Source organism: Roseivirga spongicola (assembly GCF_034376045.1).
In the GTDB taxonomy this organism is placed as follows: Bacteria; Bacteroidota; Bacteroidia; order Cytophagales; family Cyclobacteriaceae; genus Roseivirga; species Roseivirga spongicola.
In genome coordinates this window covers 4,196,082-4,213,880 of record NZ_CP139724.1, presented here as the reverse complement: position 1 = coordinate 4,213,880, position 17,799 = coordinate 4,196,082, and the positions used below count along the sequence as shown (strand labels likewise).

Here is a 17,799-nt window from a genome sequence, read left to right as displayed (position 1 = left end):
ACCGTCCCTTAAAGGAAAGTACAAAAGCTTAGCTCACCTGATCTTCTATCTTTTGAATATTTCCAATGTGTGGGCATTCAATCAAGCTTTTCATGTCTGTAAAAGAAACTGCTTCTTTCTCGTACTTGTAAGCTTGTTTTAGAGTAGTGGTGTAGTTGTTGTCGCCCATGCCAACATCAACATCATCCATAGTCATTTGGCAAGGGTGTTCGTAGCCTGCAGCATGAGTGATCTCTAGAATTTCCTTTCTGAGTGTCTTCAAATACTGACCTGAACGTTCAGATTTATCTTTTACGTTAATACCCATTTCTAACCATTTATTCTGAGTGGCAACTCCAGCTGGACAAGTGTTTGTATGGCAAGATTGTGCCTGAATACAACCCACGGACATCATGGCTTCACGTGCTACGTTGATTAGATCGGCCCCCATGGCAAAGGCCATAAGCGAGCTAGATGGAAAGCCTAATTTCCCTGAGGCAATGAATACAACCCTATTAGCGAGTCCTTTTTTCTGAAAAATCTTATAAACTGCTGCAAAACCAAATACAAAAGGAAGGGCCACATGGTTAGCAAAAGATGGGGGAGCGGCACCAGTTCCGCCTTCTCCACCGTCAATAGCAATAAAGTCAGGGCCAATGTTTCGTTCTAGCATTAAGTCGGTGAGCTCTTCCCAAAGCTCCATTTTACCTACGGCCGACTTAAAACCGACAGGTAGTCCAGTTTTGTCTGCAATATTTTCAATGAAATCTAACAGCTCATTTGGGGTAGTAAAAGCTGAGTGGTTGGAGGGAGAAATTACATCTTGCCCCATTGGGATGTGTCTGATTTCAGCAATCTCTTTAGTGATTTTAGAGGCTGGTAAAACACCGCCCTTTCCTGGTTTCGCTCCTTGGGAGAGCTTAATTTCTATGGCTCTTATTTGAGGATAGTCAGTTGTAAGTTTTATCAGTTTATCAATATCGAAATTACCATCGTCATCTCTTACTCCAAAGTATCCAGTACCAATCTGAAGCATAGTATCTGCCCCTTTTTTGTGGTATGGAGAATAGCCTCCTTCGCCAGTGTTGTGGAATGCACCAGCTGCGTAGGCACCTCTGTTCAAAGATTCTATGGCTCTAGCTGAAAGCGAACCGAAGCTCATTGCGGAAATATTGACGATAGATCTTGGTCGGAAAGGCCTTCTACGCTGATGATACTCACCCATTAACTTGGCGCAAGGAACAAGGTCTTTTTCCTTAAGGTTAGGATGGTCAGGCTTGAGTTTGTATGGAAATAGAGCGGGGTTTATGAAAACGTAGCCAGCTGCGCTTTGATCTTGATCTGTACCAAAGCCTTGATAATTATTTTGCTTTTTAGAGCTGGCGTAAATCCATGATCGCTGACTTCTGTTAAAAGGAAGCTCTTCTCGGTTGTTGGCTACAATGTATTGTCGAAGTTCTGGACCAATGGTTTCTAGTAGATACCTAAGGTGTCCTACTACTGGAAAGTTATGACTAATGGTGTGTTTCTTCTGGAGGATGTCTCGCAGAAATACTATAAAAAGGAATACAAGAACATAAGCCCACCAAGGTGTAGAGGCAAGAAAGTCTTTAAGCTGATCCATATAGAGTGATTTGAGAAGAAGAGGTCTTCAACTTTTATACAAGATAAATGAAAGGTTCAGAAGGTTTAACCTTCGTAGAAACTATTCGGTTCGAACCACTTTGATTTTAATGCATAAACGCCTGATAAGGCCTCAAAACAGCACTATTTAGCCTTAGAAATTACTGAATAGGATCGGCAGATTTCACTACGCCAGGCTGAGAGGTGATCTCCTTCAAGGTCATTACTTGTATAGCGGCTACGGAAATAATACAATAGGCAGCAAAGTAATAGAAACCTTCTAGAATACTTGAGGTGATGTTTTCTTCTGATGCAGTAGCTAAATACATCAAGAAAACGCCTACCACAAATACATCGGCCATAGACCACTTGCCTATGAGTGCTACAAACTGATAGACTCTGGTTCTATATCTCCAGTTTTTGAAGGCCAAAACAAGACACAGTAATACAGCTTTAAGAACAGGTACAATTACCGAGAATAAAAGAATGAGCGAGGCTACCAAGGTGTTGTCGAACTCGTAAAGCTGCTGAATCCCACTAATTACACTTTGAGTTCTGTCATACAATTCAAATTCGCCTAAAAGAGGTATTTGAGCTCCAATATGAATATTCAGAATAGGTAAGGTTAGCCCTGGATAAAGACAAATGAGTGAGATGATTATTAAGATTAGGGCAACTATGTTTCTCTTGTTCATAAGCTAGCTTTCAGCAGGTAGACGTGTATGTAATGTAAAAGTAACAGCGAATATTGTCTAGACTTAAAAAACTTTGTGCCTTCTTTCAGTCATAGCCGACAAAGAAGGCACAAAGTGTAATCTGTTAATGGTTGTCATGCAAAGTGCACCAGTGCATCATTCCCATTCCAATAGGAGAGCCGTCTGGTGGAGTAAGCGCATCTTGCAATTGTAGCTCTTGCGGATTTTCCATGAATTGCTCAATAGTCAGACGCAAGAAAGCATGGTGTGCAGCGGTACTAGAGTCGCCACTTGTGCCACCTCTACTTACTTTAGTTTGAATTTTCTCTAAGCCAAGTAAAGCCTCAGACCTCGCTTGTGCCGATGCTCCTCTGTTTTTGAATAGATCCATTAAGGCATAAACCAATTGGTTTTCTGTTGCAAAGTTGAGCTGACGGTGATAATCATTCGTATATGTTTTACCAAAAGTGTTTTCTATGGCTGTATTGATTACATCAGTCAAGCCGATTTGGTTAGAATCCATTGCTTTTTGTTGTACCAAACGAGTAGCTCTTTGGCCATTGAATATAAAGCTCATTACGGCACCAGCAATGGTTTCGCCTGGTGCAACAGCATCAAAGTCAATTCCTGTTCTCACTTTAAAAGTTTCACGAGAACGTCCAAAACCAGGAACACGCGGAGGGATCATTTTTAAAATATGCTCTGGAAAAGCCAAGTTGCTCGGATGAACGGTGTGCAACAACGCGTTCAGAGCTGCTTCTTGCTCTGCCTTTGGAGCAGTTCTAGGGAGTGGCTGGCTATCACCTCTTAGTTTATAATTGTAGTAAGTTCCACCAATAACTTTAGCAGCACCTTCTAACTGATACCTGTGAAGCATATACATAGGAACTAAAACCTCTTCTAAAGTAGTCATTGGAGCTCCAACCGGAATCTGCTTTTCTGAGAAGTTGTTCATTACCAGCTTTCTTACCTGCATCAACCTGTTCAATTCTTCAGTAGCACTTTTGCCATTGTCCCATAAGTGTGACTGAGGGTGGCTGCTACCAATTGGTCTCGAATCTGAATCGGTAATGAAGCCTAGGCCATCTTTAAATTGCTTTTCGATTAATTCGTCTAAGGCCTTATCCTCGTCAACGTTATCTGGGAAGTCTTGATAACCCCAAGTAATGGCTGCTTTGTCCCAAGCTCCTATACCAACATCATACGCATCGGCTAGTGAGATTTTGCCATTAACCAGGTCAATTTTCGGATGCGGATAGTCCATAACTGATGCACGGTCGTTGGTGCTAGAGATATAATTGTGCATTAGACCAATGGTGTGGCCAACCTCGTGTGCAGAAAGTTGTCTTAGTCTGGCTAGTGCCATTTCTAACATTCTTGGATCAGGCGTAGTGCCGTTTTCATACGGAGTTAATAAACCTTGGGCAATTAAGAAGTCTTGTCTTACTCTTAATGATCCTAAGCTTACGTGACCTTTAATGATTTCTCCAGTTCTTGGGTCGGTAACAGAAGAACCGTAAGACCAACCTCTAGTAGAGCGGTGAACCCATTGTATGACGTTATAACGAATATCCAGCGGGTCGGCTCCTTCTGGCATTTCCTCAACTAGGAACGCATTTCTATAGCCGGCAGCTTCAAAAGCCTGATTCCACCATCTCGCACCTTCAATAAGGGCTGATTTAATTGGCTCTGGGGCTCCTCTATCTACATAGTATCTAATTGGCTCTACTGGCTCACTTACGCGTGCTTTTGGGTTTTTCTTTTCAAGGCGATGTCTTCTGGTAAACCTTTTTTGAATGTCTTCCTGAATAGGAGTAGCGTAGTCTAAATAGCTTATAGTTCCGTAGCCAGATCTCGGATCAGCTTTTCTTCTTTCGTATCCATTGTCTGGCAATTCTATAAAAGAATGGTGCATTCTTACGGTAACGGCATCCGATGAAGGCGTTACGCTTCTCAGGTAACCACCAGCTCCACTACCAGTAAAGGTAATTGTAGCTTCAAATTCTGAATTTTTAGGAAAGTTTTTCAGCATAGGAGGGTAGATGGCCGATCGGCTTGCGTCTACTCTAAAATTACCTTGTCTAGATCTGCTCAAAGTATTGCTTACGCCATGAGCATCGGAAAGCAACATGGAAGTAAGGTCAACCAAAACTCTTCCATCTGTTTCTGCTTCTACCTTAAAGCCTTGAAGTACCGATTCGGCAAAAGCTTCTTTCACGGCCTTTACTTCATCCATATTGTCAGAAACCGCGCGGTATCTGTAATTGGGCTGAACCATCAGGATTTTTGGACCAACTCTTCTGAACTCTACTATTTGAGTTCCGCCAAGTTGCCCTCTGTCTAGGCCTATATCGTTAGAGCCTACACCTGCGGTTAATGAATTTACATAGAGAAACTCGGTGTCGAATTTATCTATCTCTAACCATACTTTTCCGGACTTTTCGTCCCAGTAATAAGTGAAGTAACCCTCTTTCTTCTCAGCTCCAGAGGTTACGTCTTCTATTGACTTTTGTGCCTGTACCAAACCAAAAATAAAAAGCATGGCCAGGGTTAGTGAAAATCTAAGTTTCATTGAAGTTTATTATTTGGATTGAATCCATCAATATAAGAAGTCTTTGTCAACACAGCCAGTCAATTATATTTGTGGGGTATCAATATTAAACAACTAGAATATGTCAACTCAAAAAGTAAGGCTCATCTTGTTTTTTACAGTTTTGGCGACTGTATGCTGGGCTCAGAAAAAGCCACTAACTCACGATGTTTATGACGACTGGAAAGGACTTCAGTCTGTGAGTATTAGTAATAATGGTCAATGGGCCGGATGGAGAATAAGCCCTCAGGTGGGCGATGCTCAATTAGAAATCCGCAACCTAAACACCAATGAGACCATTATGATAGACCGTGTGTCTAGGTATTCATTCTCAAATAACAGTCAGTACGTAGTAGGAGAAATTAAGCCTGCTTATGAGGAAGAAAGAGAATTGAAGCTGAAGAAAACAGCGGCTAGCAAGATGCCAAAAGACTCTCTTTTTGTCTTGAATTTGGGCAACGGAGAAGTTCAAAAGTTCGCTAGAGTTAAGAACTATCAACTGCCAGAAGAGTCTAATGAATGGATAGCTTGGTTGCACGAAAAGCCGCTTCCAGAGAAGAAAAAGCCTGAACCTAAGAAGGAGGAGGTAAAGGAAGAGGAGACTTCTAAGAAAAAGAAAAGAAAGAAAAAGAAGGAAGAAGAGGTTGAAGCTGCGGCAGAAGAGCCAAGCGAGCCAGAAGATCCTAGAGCTAAATCTAAGGGTACTGAGCTTGTTCTTTATAATATGTCTACAGGCGCTATGACTAGCGTAACTGGTGTTATGGATTATACCATGTCTAAGAAGGGAGATTACCTATACTATGAGTTAGACAAAGTAGACTCTTTAAATCCGGCTGGTCTGTTTGCAATGAACACTGCAACTGGAACTCCAATGGAGCTGAGCTCTGGAATGACCGATTATAAAAAAATGTCGGTAAGTGAGGCTGGAAATCAGTTAGCATTTTTCGCTACTAGTAGTGAGAAAGATGAAGACGACAAAGTTTGGAGCGTAATGTACTGGTCTGGAAATGGGGCAGCCAATATTTTAGCAGATTCTATGACTGCCGGAATTCCTGAAGGTTGGAGAGTAAGTGATAACAGTAGCCTCAGATTTTCGGAAAGTGGAAAGAGACTTTTCTTCGGAACTGCTCCTGACCCAATGGAATACGCTTACGAGAGCGACACTACCATTCTTAAAGAAGAAAGACCTCAAGTAGATGTTTGGTCTTACAATGATCCATACATTCAGCCAATGCAGAAGTTGCAGGCTACAAGAGAGAAAAATAGAACTTATCAGGTGCTATATGATCTTACCAATCGTTCGTTGGTACAATTAGAAGGTTCTGATCTTGAGTCGGTTTACATTGATACAGAAAATGATCGCGACTTCTTCATTGCCATGGATGATAAGCGATTCAGAACACAATACACTTGGGATACTCAATTGCCAAGAGATTACTATAAAGTAGACGCTAGAACAGGTGAGGTAGAATTGCTTTTAGAAGGCACAATAGGTTTTGCATCACTTTCTCCTGGAGGTGAATATATCTATTGGTTCAATCAGCAAGATGGCGACTACTATACAATGAATGTGGCTAGTGGCAAAATCACCAACCTAACTGCTGGTATGGACGTGAGTTTTGCTAATGAACTTCACGATTCTCCTTCATTAGCTGGGAGCTACGGAATTGCTGGATGGGCACCTTCAGACGAGGCTATTTACATCAACGATCGTTACGATATCTGGAAGTTTGAACCAGAAGGTCAAAGAGCTGCTGTGAACTTAACCAATGGTAATGGCAGAGCTAACAAGCTAACTTATAGATATCAAAGACTAGATAGAGACGAGGACTTCATCAACTTCAGAGAAAAGGCAGTTCTAAGCGTTTTCAATGAGTGGACCAAAGCTTCAGGTTATGCTTATGGAAGCATGGACGACCCAATGACTCCTGCAGAAATTGTAATGAAAGACATGAGTGTTTATGGCCTAAACAAGGCTAAAGACGCTGATCGTGTATTAGTGAGAATGTCTACTTACGAGGAATATCCTGAGGTTTATGCTGCTAATAGCGTAGAGATGGATGGCCTTAAGAAGTTAACAGATATGGACGCTCAGGAAGATCCTTACAACTGGGGTACTGCTGAGTTAGTAGAGTTTGAGTCTGGTTACGATGGTGAGATTATGCAGGCTATTCTTTACAAGCCTGAGAACTTCGACCCAACAAAGAAATACCCTCTAATTGCTTATTTCTATGAAAGAAGGTCTAATTCTCTTCATAGTCACCCAAGCCCTGCACCAAGTGCCAGTACTGTGAACATTCCTTATTTTGTAAGTAATGATTATTTGGTGCTTGTGCCAGACATTAAGTATGAAGATGGCCGACCAGGAAAGTCTGCAATGGACCACGTAGTTCCTGCAACTAAAGCCGTGGTAGCTAAAGGTTTTGTAGACGAAAGTAAAATGGCTATTCAAGGTCAGAGCTGGGGTGGATACCAAGTTGCGCATATTGTTACGCAAACTGATATGTATGCTGCAGCAGGTGCAGGTGCTCCAGTTTCTAACATGACTTCAGCTTATGGTGGTGTACGTTGGGGTTCTGGTATGAGCCGTATGTTCCAGTATGAAAAAACTCAGTCTAGAATTGGTGGAACGTTATGGGACAAGTTCGATCTATACATTGAAAACTCGCCATTGTTTGGTGTGCCGAATATCAAAACGCCTCTATTCATTATGCACAACGATGCTGATGGTGCTGTGCCTTGGTATCAGGGAATTGAGTTTTATATGGCTTTGAGAAGACTACAGAAGCCTTCTTGGATGGTAGTTTATAATGATGAAGCGCACAACTTGCGTCAAAGAAAGAACAGAAAAGACCTCTCTGTTAGAATGGGACAATTCTTTGATCACTACTTGAAAGGGGCTCCAATGCCTGAGTGGATGGCCTATGGTTTGCCAGCTACTCTTAAAGGCAGAACACTTCGTTATGATCTGGTTGATGAACAAACTGAAGAGAAAATCAAAGAAGGCGAGAGCTTGAAGCTAGAAAATTCTGGCAGAGGGAATTAATATGTGTTTATGCCAGTCTTAAAACAGAATTACCATATCTGATTAGATAGGGAATCTCCCATTAGTTTTTCTAAGCTAGGGGAGGTTCTTGTTTTACAGGCTCCACAAGGTTTTTAGCTTCTAAGACTGATTTTATTTAGATAATGTACCAAAAAGGCCATCCAAGATATCTTGGATGGCCTTTTGTATGTTGGAGTAGTATGGTGATTATATATCGTACTCTTTCGGGTCGATTTTGATTCTACCACCACCGGCATTGATGGCCTCATGAATTTTATAAATACATACTTCAGATTTATAAGATTCAATGGCATCATAGTTCAGCGTTTCTTTCTCACGAACTGATTCTACGAAGTTGTATAAGTGAGCCGTATGCGCTTGCAGGTTGTACACCTTCTTCATTCCGCTCATGTCTTTAATGTCGTAGCTAATTTGCGGAGCGGTTTCTTTAATTCCAGAATCACCAAGCTCTTTCTCTTTGTATTCTTTCATATCGGCAAGGTTAGCTATGTAGCCTTTGTCAACAAACTTTTGCCATTTCTCTTCAGGAATACTCGCTTCTCTGAAAATCTTGTTTTCGGTGCTTTCTGAAATGTTCATAGAACCTTCGTCTCCAATAAATCGCTCATAAACACCTATGGCTCTAGAGTTCGAAATGTTCTCATATATACCTATGGCAGGTCCGCCAGGAGTGTCATACTCCAAAATGGTAGCCATGGTATCGGCTTGCTCTAGGCCAAAATATGAGTTGTTACCTGTGGCATAAACCGTATGCGGATATGCACCTAAGAACCAGTTGAAGATATCTATTTGGTGAGAACCCAAATCTGAAACAACTCCACCACCAAGCTTTTTGTAGTTTCTCCAGTTGTACACTTGGTCTATAGTGTCGAAACCGTACTTGTTCAACTGCTTAATGTCGATATTATCGTTCTTGTTAGGTTGCTGAGTCCAAATTTCAGAACGGTTCCACTGCCCCATAGCATGTGTTAAGCGGCCAAGAACTTTTTCTTGTTCAAGCAAAACTTGGTGAGTAAAACGATACCTATCGTTAGACCTTCTTTGGCGTCCTATTTGAAGTAAGTTGCCAGTTTTCTTCATGGCTAAAGCCATTTTCTTAGCATCTTCAATGTTGTTAGACATGGCTTTTTCGCAATACACATGGATGCCAGCGTTTAGAGCATCTACGGTATGTTGCATGTGCCAGAAATCTGGAGTAGCAAAAGCTACTGCATCGAGGTTTTCCTTTTCTATCATTTCATAGAAATCCTCATAAGCCTTTACATTGGCATCGTATTGAGCATTGTAGCGCTCTTTAGCACGCTCTCTTCTGCTTTCAATAATATCGCAAACAGCCACTAGGTTGGCACTAGGGATTTTTGGAATGTTGCTAAAAATCATTCCGCTTCCTCTACCACCACAACCAACAATAGCAATGTTTACTTTGTCGGCAGCCTTTAAAGGGTTAGCTGTAATGTTGAAGGGATTGGCCAGTAAAAGACCAGTACCGAAGAGGGACGACCTTTTTAGGAAGTCTCTTCTGTTAGTTTTTTCCATAACAATCTGAATTTTCGCGTTTCAAAAAATAGTAAAGTGGACAATTGAAATCCAGCCTTTAAGATAGCTGATTTTTCCTAAGTGTAGTTAGCTTTCCATCGATTGCATAGGTGACCCACTCAATTTGATCATTCGTTTGCACTATATCTTCTATTTCTGGCAAAGAGAGTATAAAGCAAGCAGTAGAAAAGGCATCGGAATAGGAAGAGGTTTTGGCAGCCACCCAAACTCTGTCAAATTCTGGTTTGAAGTCGTTTTTTCCTGTTCTCGGATCAAAAATGTGATTTCCTTGGTGGAAAGTACCGCTGGCACTTACACTGATATTGCTTAGCTCTACTATTTTTCGGTCTTGTTTGGCAGCAATAGGGTATGTGAAATGCGGTTTGATGGCTAGGTTATTTTTGATGTGAAGTGTGCTGTCGCCAGCACTTAATGTATAGGTCTCAATACCCAAGTCCTTCATTAAAGCATCAATTTTATCTAAAGCATAGCCTTTGCCAATTCCACCTAAATCGAAGAACATACCAGGGTTGACACAGTAAACTCTAGGTTGGTCAGGGTCTACAAATAGGCTTGATTCTTCTTTAGAATTTTGAGCTTTTTCTAATGCCTTGAAGGTTTCATACTCATTTAGGATGCCTTCTTTGGCCGCTCTAAATATTTTCATGTGTTCAGCTACGCCAACATCAAATGCACCATTGCTTTCAATATGGCAGGATATGGCCAGTTTTAGCACCTCCCACGTTTCAAAATCTAGTGGCAGTTGCTCATCTTTTTTAAGCTTGTTTACTCTAGAAATATCACTGTCTGGTCTGAACCGGCTAAGCTTGCCTTCTAAATCATCAATTAAAGCAAATGCTTGTTGGGCTGCGTTTTTGGCATATTTGGCTTCTTCATTATAAATGTTCAGTTTAAAATATGTGGCCATTGCCTGATGCTCGAAAAGATGAGAGTCGTTCATGGTTTAAATCAAGTAATTCTGTTTGATGGAAAAATAAAGGTAGCCCAGTTTACCGGATTATGAGGTTGTACTTTGCTAAAAGCCCAGGGAGTTGGTCTCTATCTATAATAGCACCACTAATGAAATTCTTCTCTGGGTCGAGCAAGAGGTTTTGGCAATCGCTAAAATCTACTTTTTCCAAGTGGGTTCTATCGAAAGTAGCTTCGCTGAGATCGGTATTTTTAAAGCTTCCTTCGGAGAATTTTGCCTCTACAAAGTCACACTGCAAACAGGAGCAGTTTATCACTTGGGCACCTTGTAGATTAAGCTGGTAGAAGCTAGAAAAGTCGAGTTTGCAATCTTCAAAGTTCATAGCAAGGAGAAACTTACTACATTGATCGAAACGCAAACCCATGAGTTTGCAGCTTTTGAACTTTACCTCCTTAAACCCAGTGTCTACCAGTTCCACCCCCGATAGGTCACAGTCTACAAAAGTGCACTCTAGAAAAGTAATACCAGATGGGTTTTTCTGCGTGAAATCGCAGTTCTTAAAAGTACAGTACTCAAACTGCATGCTTTGTCTTAAGAACTTGTCTAAATCTTGTCCCTTAATTATCTCGTCTTCAGTAATCTTCATGTCGAAAAGTGAAGGTAAAGATAAGTTGTCGGAGTCAGTAATTATATTGATTGAATCTATAGAATTAGTGATTTGTTGTGTTTGGGTTGGTCTTAGCTTATGTTATGTTTTGTGTGAAGTTATTTGAGTAAAATATAATTGTGCTCTCGTTGGTTTTTGGAAAACGGTTTATTATGTGAGGATGTAAAAAGGGCAATCGTTTTCTGTTTTCGGACTTTTTCGTTTAAGACTTGTTTAGCGAAAACCTTTAGGAAAGGTTGAAATGTCTAAGTGTCTGACATTGAGTGTTCTGTGTTAAGTTGTTGTTGAAGGTGGATATAAAGTTCAGATTTATATAGATAGAATCTATAAGTAATACCTAAAACTAATAGGAAGTAGACCAACATTTTGAAGGCTGTCAATTACCTTCGTAGCATCATTAAGAATTGATTTTTACATTATAAAAACTAAAGGAACATTATGAGCTACGTTGGTAGAAAATTTCCAAACATTGCAGTTGATGCCATGAACGAAATGGGTGATACTTTCAAGTTGAATGTGCTTGAGGAGGCCATCAAAAACAAGAAGAAAGTAGTGCTTTTCTGGTACCCAAAAGATTTCACTTTTGTTTGCCCTACTGAGCTTCACGCTTTCCAAGAAGCACTTCCAGAATTCGAGAAAAGAAACACGGTAGTAATTGGTGCTTCATGCGATACTGCTGAGGTTCACTTTGCATGGTTGAATACTTCTAAAGACGATGGTGGAATTGAAGGAGTAAGCTACAGCCTACTTGCAGATAGCAACAGAAACCTTTCAAGAGCCTTAGATATTCTTGATATCACAGGTGTTTCTTACGATGAAGAAACTGGTGTTGATATGATTGAAGGTGATAACGTGACTTACAGAGCTACTTACCTTATTGATGAGGAAGGTACTGTATTCCACGAAGGAATTAACCACATGCCTGTAGGTAGAAATGTGAATGAGTACTTGAGACTAATCGATGCTTATGCTCACGTTCAGCAGCACGGTGAGGTTTGCCCTGCAAACTGGGAAGAAGGTAAAGAAGCAATGTCTGCAAACAGACAAGGCGTTTCAGCTTATTTAAGCAATAACTAAGAAAAAACGAGGAGGTAATTATGGTAACTGAATTGAGTCAAGATAACCTTCAAGAGGTTTTAAACGAGAATAAAAAAGTGTTTGTGCAATTTTCAGCATCGTGGTGCGGCAACTGCCGAATCATGAAGCCGAAATTCAAAAAGTTGTCTAACGAGAGAGAAGATGCAGCATTTGTAATTGTAGATGCTGAAAAATTCCCTGAGTCTAGAAAACTAGCAAACGTAGACAACTTGCCAACTTTTGCTGCATATGAAGGTGGTGAGCTGGTGAATCAAGTGCAAACTAACAAGTTCGAATCTCTAAAAGCTTTAGTCGATGAGGTTGCCGCTAATTAAGCACATTACAGATTTTATTGAGCAAAACGACCAGGACTTTGTGCTGGAAACAATCGAAACACTTGAGAATCTGACTGAATGTGAAAACCTCAAAGACGAAGAGTTGGACGTGCTAGGAGAGTTAATATCCAATTTCTACGGAGCAGTAGAAGTTAGCAAGTCCATCAAAGACGGTAAGCCTAAGAAAGAAGCCCTAAACGAGTTTATGAAACGCGTTGTAGGTTCAATCGATAAGTAGGTTTACCTGACTAAAATATAAAACCCCGGCCACTGGTCGGGGTTTTTTTGTTTTATGACTGTTTAGGCCAGTAGCTGCTATTTCAATATTTATTAATCATGTTACAGTGTGAAGGTCTGTGGTATTACTGGTCAGACCAGTTTCTTTGAGCATTCAAGGCTTGATTTAAGCTTAAGCAAAAAAAGCTGGCAGCTCTTTGAGAGTTGTTGTGTTTACTTTCCAATCAGTTGGAGAAAATATCCTGTGTATGATGGATTCGGTCTGCTGATATTTCTAAATCACTTTTATCAAGAACCGGCTCATTGTTTAACCATAAATAGTAATTATGACTGGAAATGTATTCCTGAAGAGTCTCTTCCGATACAGAGCTGGCTTTGACTGGAGGTACATAAAATTGGAAGTCTTCTGTTCCTTTTCTCTCCCAATCTTTAACGACTTGCCCATTTTCGTCTACCCATCTTGTCTTTATGTCGTCATGGAATACTTAACCTGGAAATGGGTGATTCCCTGATTTGTTACCACTCTTCTTTTGTTCTTTGAGCTCTTCTATTCCACCTTTTGGAATAGTCAAAAGGTTGATCCATGTGCCATTGTTTAGGCGTTCTTCAAAGTATTTGTTAGTGTACATATTGAGTTGGAAGGTATGAACCCCATAGTTTTTGGCATTCCTATGAAGCACACTTTTCCAGTAATGATGAATCTGATCTGCAGAGTATTTTTTGAGTTCTGAATTACGAATCCTCTTTCCATCAAGCCAGACACCGTATTCTCTTTCATCTGAGAATTGTTCGGCAAAGTTGTCGGGTACAATTCCTCTTGGAGGAGGTGGAGCGAGATATGCAGGTTCAGCCTCGTTTTGTTTGAACCGCTCGAGTTCTGAATCGCTTAGGTTCTTATATAGTTTTTTAATGGTATCTCCTTCTGTAGAAATAAACCTTACCATCCGATTTGGGCTAGGAGCAAAGAAGTTGGACTTATTTGGCAAAGTGTCTTGTGGAGACTGTATTCCATTTTCTCCTCCAAAAAAGTTTGGGATTTTATTTTGCTTGGCTCTTTTGGCCCAATTCAATAATTCCATATAGCTTCTCCATTTAATGGTCGAATCAAAAAATGAATTTGTCCAAACTTCACCCTTGCATTCAGGTGAAGTGAATAAGACTTTCTGTTCCCTTGAAAGTTTGCCGAATTCAGACTCAATTACCTTTCCATTTTCATTCTTGTAACGAACCTTAGTATCTGGCGAGAGTGAAACCAGAGGGATTACTTTCTTTCCTATTAAAGTCGAGTCTTCATGAACAAAGTTTGTCAAAGCTTCAGGACCTTCTGAAATTTCTTTGGCAATAGTTTCATGCTTTCCCAATAGAAATATTGCTAGTAGAATGGATGCAATTCCAATAGTTTGCTTCACCCATAATGTAGGTTGGTGTGTTGCTTTGACCATCATTTTTAACCGTTTTTTGGTTTCGCCAAAGGTTAGCCTACTGGCCAGCAATGGCTCGTTGTTTGAATTAAGTTTGGTATAATTTATTAATGTCTTTTGATAATCGGGTAGGGAAGTAGAGGTCTGATATACAGCCTCATCGGCCAGAAACTCATGATTGAGTTTTATCGAGTACTTAATGAGATAGATGACCGGATTAAACCATAATGCGGTGTTTAGCAATTGCATCAGAATGATGTCATAACTGTGCTTTTGAAGTACATGAGCCTTTTCATGTTCTAAAATGGTGGAAGGGAGTAGGTTGGCTAAGTACTTCGGTTTATTGGTGTAAATAGTATTAAGGAAGGTGAAAGAGCTTTTCAAGTCATCTCGCAAACAGAGCTGATAGTTCTGCTTTTGGATCAAATGACCTTGTTTTTTGAAGTTATTCAACCTGTAGAGGTTGAGCGTAAACCTGATCAATAGCACTATGCAGATGGAAAAGTAGGAGTAGAGTAATATTTGATTCCAATCTACTTTGGAGATAACAGGTTCTTCTTCAGTAGCGTAAGATTGCATAGGGATTGAAAATAGAACCTCTTCTTGTGGTGTTTCTATAGAAGTCTGAGGTGTGACTATCGGAACTTCCACATAACTTGTTTGAACCGTTATTAATGGAATTGTCAGGGACATTGGAATAATCAAAAGCAAATAGAATCTATTGAAGCGAAAGGCTTTTTCGTTTCTCAAAAGCAGGTAGTAAATGCTGTAGAGCATAAGACTTCCAAGCATGAATTTCTGGAGGTATTCGATCATTTCTTTCGTGCGTTAATTTGTTGCTGAACAATATCTTGGAGCTCTTTTAGTTGTTCGTCAGTAAGGTTTTCTTTCGATGTGAAGAAGGAGGCAAACTGAGAAACAGAATCATTGAAGAAGTTTTTTATGACTCCATTCATTTGGTTCGAGAAGTATGCTTCTTTACTGATAAGAGGAAAATATTCTCTTACACTGCCATATTTCTTAAAGCCAATAGCCTTCTTGTCGAGTAAACGTTTCAAGAGTGTGGCAATAGTAGTAGATGCAGGTTTCGGTTCTGGGTATTTTTCGATTAGGTCTTTCATAAAGGCCTTCTCCATTTCCCAGAGGTATTGCATCAATTGTTCTTCTGATTTGGGTAGGTTCATTCTACTTTTGTCAATTCTATTCTACAAATGTAGAATAATAAAGTTGTGAACCAAGAATTTAGTTATCAAAATGAGGTGCAGATGTGATTTCAGCAATAATCAGTTCAATGTTTACTATCCATTGGTTGTCCCAGAGGGGCAAAACTTAGGTAGTAAATTATTGACAGGTAGTGAGTTATGTACCTTTAGGTGCATTATATCGTATTCAGTACCTAAAGGCACTGTCAAATATTTCCAGTTATCTGAACTACAGATGTTTCGTCCCTCTGGGACGGTATTATGCTCTGCGGTTTTGATTAGATATAAAAAAGTAAGGCAGAGAGCTCTCTAAGAGCTCTCTGCCTTACTAATCCTCATTTCTTAACTTCAGCTAGTTGCTTTCTTGAGCTATTTTGGTTCTCTCTTGTTCAACCCAAGCTTTGAGCATTTCAAACTGATCTGCACTTAGGTTAGCATCTTTGTGTAGAGCAACATAGCCAGGCATGGGCATGTTACCCACCTCAACTTCTTCTACCATTTCTTCTAATTTGTGGTCTCTTTTTCTAGCAGAATAGGTAGCCCATTCTGAAAAGTTGAGCTCACTACGACCATGCTCTATGTGCTCGGCAATAGACCAACTCACTGGTGCTATTGAAGCGTACCAAGGATAGCGCGGTTGGTTGCTGTGACAGTCGTAACATGCCGCTTTTAAAAGTCCAGCAACATCTGCATTTACTTGTAAACTTTCAATCATGTCGTTTTCAGAAACTGGTTCGCTTATTCTTTCAGGTTTGTTAATAAACTGAATAATTACTAAGCCAATAAAGAGTAGCAGGAGAATGTATTTTAAGACCTTTATCATAATTAAAAAGTTGACTAAAAATAATGAATTATTCAGTTGCAGCAATCCTCATTCATCTTGCATAGGGTAGTGTTGGTCAGATTTATATTCAAAGCTTTTCCGTTTGGAGAGCGTCCTTAGATTTGATGGGTTTCCGTGACGATTATAATACGGCAGGCGTAGGTTGTATTAAGCTTTAATAGCTGAGCTTCTTATCTCTATACACGGGGTGTCAGAATACTATTAATCTAATACCCTAAAAAAAGAAGCCCGGTGACCAACCGAGCTTCATTTTTATCAGTTCTTTCTTATCTATTCGATCTAGACCTAGATCGGCTTGTGCCCTTAATAACAGGGGCGGCTGGTGGCTCTGGAACTGTCTCGTATACTGCAGGAAAGAAGTTGCTAGATCCATTATAGATGAAGGTACTACTACTGCCAACGCTTCCTTGCAACTTTTTAATGTCTATTTCTTTCTTCACTTGTTCTAAAGACTTTTGCCCTTTTGCATAAGCGTCAATACTGCTCTTAGGTATAATCATTCTGATGCTTCTTGGCATTTTAGAGTCTCTTATAATTGAGCCAAAGTCCACATTCACAATTACGCTTTCTCCCGCACCTAAGCTTCTCAATGTTCTGCCATATTGAATGATGTTCTCCTTTAACATGTTTTCAAATTCAGGATAGGCTTCTTCTAGCTCTTTCGCCAAATCTGCTCTTTCTTTTTCTTTATCAGATTCATCTACTCTTGAAATAACTCTCGAACCTTGGCTGTATACAAGAACATCAGTCCCTCTCATGCTGGTAGACATTTGGATATTGAGCATAAGCCCGAAACCATCGAAGTACGTCCAGTTGGTTTTAGATCTTCTTCTGAATTTACCATCCATTGAAGATTGCATTAGGTCGTCTAGAATTCCAGCCAAGATTTTAGCGTCTGTCATATCCTTTTCAGCATCTTCAATTATGCTGGTTTCTACGGCACTCATCGCTTGCTGAAGGTTGATTTTACCCGTGCTGAAATCATTTAAGGTTTTGTAAGAAATGCTACTCTGCATGCGCTTTTGATTAGACCGAGAAACAAAAGTGATTCTATTACCGCTACTTCTTTGACCATCTCTGTCTTGACGAACTGAGTAGTCTACATTCAGCATAAGCTTTTCGCCAGACTTGAGCTCCGATAGCAGACTGCCATAGTTCGTCAGAAATTCTTTAGACTTTTCGCGAATGGCATCTTCTGTCTTCTTGTTGAACTCTTCAACATCCACTTCCTCTTCTGCGTCACCACTTTGTCCGCTTGAGACTCTGGCTACATCGACATATTCAACCAGAAGTGCTCCATAGCTACTTCTACTAGACATGCTGAAGATTACTCCACCACCAGGAATGTACATTCCTTTTGCGCTTCTGCTGGAAGAAAAATAACTATCTCCATTACCGAAGAGGTCGCCTAGAACGTTCTGCAGTATTACAATGTCTTTCTCCATTTTGGGAAGTTTGGAGAGGTCTTGTTCTTCTCTGCCCCAACCGTCAACAACCACTGTCTCTGCTAAAGTAGCTTGCTGTGCCTGTGCTATAGAGCCTGAGAACATCAGAGCCATAGCTAATAGGCCGGTTTTCATTGTTGCTTTTTTCAT

At 40.3% G+C, this 17,799-nt stretch carries 14 protein-coding genes; 4 read left to right on the top strand and 10 right to left on the bottom strand.

What is annotated here, in order from left to right:
* Nucleotides 1-28 precede the first annotated feature (28 nt).
* The 3 genes from T7867_RS18440 to T7867_RS18430 form a co-directional block, all read right to left on the bottom strand.
* On the bottom strand, nt 29-1,603 hold the full coding sequence (locus tag T7867_RS18440; RefSeq protein WP_068224657.1) for an FMN-binding glutamate synthase family protein: 1,575 nt from the start codon (nt 1,601-1,603) through the stop codon (nt 29-31).
* A gap of 160 nt (nt 1,604-1,763) precedes the next feature.
* Nucleotides 1,764-2,297, bottom strand: coding sequence for a paraquat-inducible protein A (locus tag T7867_RS18435; protein ID WP_068224653.1), 534 nt, complete (start codon nt 2,295-2,297; stop codon nt 1,764-1,766).
* A 124-nt stretch (nt 2,298-2,421) separates the two neighbouring features.
* A complete protein-coding gene (locus T7867_RS18430) occupies nt 2,422-4,869 on the bottom strand; it encodes a zinc-dependent metalloprotease (protein WP_068224652.1) in 2,448 nt (815 codons plus the stop codon).
* 100 nt (nt 4,870-4,969) lie between these two features.
* On the opposite strand from T7867_RS18430, the gene T7867_RS18425 reads away from it, so the two are divergent.
* Nucleotides 4,970-7,933 (top strand): S9 family peptidase, encoded by a 2,964-nt coding sequence (locus tag T7867_RS18425; protein ID WP_068224648.1) that lies wholly within the window; start codon nt 4,970-4,972, stop codon nt 7,931-7,933.
* A 207-nt stretch (nt 7,934-8,140) separates the two neighbouring features.
* On the opposite strand, the gene T7867_RS18420 is transcribed toward T7867_RS18425, so the two are convergent.
* The 3 genes from T7867_RS18420 to T7867_RS18410 are packed head-to-tail and all read right to left on the bottom strand — an operon-like array spanning nt 8,141 to nt 11,067.
* Nucleotides 8,141-9,490: a Gfo/Idh/MocA family oxidoreductase gene (locus T7867_RS18420; RefSeq protein ID WP_068224645.1), complete on the bottom strand. Its 1,350-nt coding sequence runs from the start codon at nt 9,488-9,490 to the stop codon at nt 8,141-8,143.
* A 58-nt stretch (nt 9,491-9,548) separates the two neighbouring features.
* Nucleotides 9,549-10,451 carry an FAD:protein FMN transferase gene (locus T7867_RS18415; protein ID WP_068224642.1) on the bottom strand — a complete coding sequence of 301 codons (903 nt, stop codon included), beginning with the start codon at nt 10,449-10,451 and terminating at the stop codon, nt 9,549-9,551.
* A gap of 49 nt (nt 10,452-10,500) precedes the next feature.
* On the bottom strand, nt 10,501-11,067 hold the full coding sequence (locus T7867_RS18410) for a pentapeptide repeat-containing protein (protein ID WP_068224639.1): 567 nt from the start codon (nt 11,065-11,067) through the stop codon (nt 10,501-10,503).
* Between the two features lie 459 nt (nt 11,068-11,526).
* On the opposite strand from T7867_RS18410, the gene T7867_RS18405 reads away from it, so the two are divergent.
* From T7867_RS18405 to T7867_RS18395, 3 genes are read left to right on the top strand one after another with little or no spacing between them, the layout of a single operon-like run.
* Nucleotides 11,527-12,165: a peroxiredoxin gene (locus T7867_RS18405; protein ID WP_068224636.1), complete on the top strand. Its 639-nt coding sequence runs from the start codon at nt 11,527-11,529 to the stop codon at nt 12,163-12,165.
* A gap of 20 nt (nt 12,166-12,185) precedes the next feature.
* Nucleotides 12,186-12,500 carry a thioredoxin family protein gene (locus T7867_RS18400; protein WP_068224633.1) on the top strand — a complete coding sequence of 105 codons (315 nt, stop codon included), beginning with the start codon at nt 12,186-12,188 and terminating at the stop codon, nt 12,498-12,500.
* Nucleotides 12,481-12,738, top strand: coding sequence for a DUF6952 family protein (locus tag T7867_RS18395; protein ID WP_273276814.1), 258 nt, complete (start codon nt 12,481-12,483; stop codon nt 12,736-12,738). The genes T7867_RS18400 and T7867_RS18395 overlap by 20 nt, the downstream gene beginning before the upstream one ends.
* Before the next feature lie 484 nt (nt 12,739-13,222).
* Here T7867_RS18395 and T7867_RS18390 read toward each other — a convergent pair whose 3' ends face one another.
* From T7867_RS18390 to T7867_RS18375, 4 genes are all read right to left on the bottom strand, one after another.
* Entirely contained in the window at nt 13,223-14,974 is a 1,752-nt protein-coding gene (locus T7867_RS18390; protein WP_068224628.1) for a M56 family metallopeptidase, read from the bottom strand.
* Nucleotides 14,971-15,342, bottom strand: a complete 372-nt coding sequence (locus T7867_RS18385) for a BlaI/MecI/CopY family transcriptional regulator (RefSeq protein ID WP_068224625.1) — start codon at nt 15,340-15,342, stop codon at nt 14,971-14,973. The genes T7867_RS18390 and T7867_RS18385 overlap by 4 nt, the downstream gene beginning before the upstream one ends.
* 370 nt (nt 15,343-15,712) lie before the next feature.
* Complete coding sequence (locus T7867_RS18380; protein ID WP_068224621.1) at nt 15,713-16,183, bottom strand: heme-binding domain-containing protein; 471 nt, start codon at nt 16,181-16,183, stop codon at nt 15,713-15,715.
* Between the two features lie 287 nt (nt 16,184-16,470).
* Nucleotides 16,471-17,799: a hypothetical protein gene (locus T7867_RS18375; RefSeq protein ID WP_068224618.1), complete on the bottom strand. Its 1,329-nt coding sequence runs from the start codon at nt 17,797-17,799 to the stop codon at nt 16,471-16,473.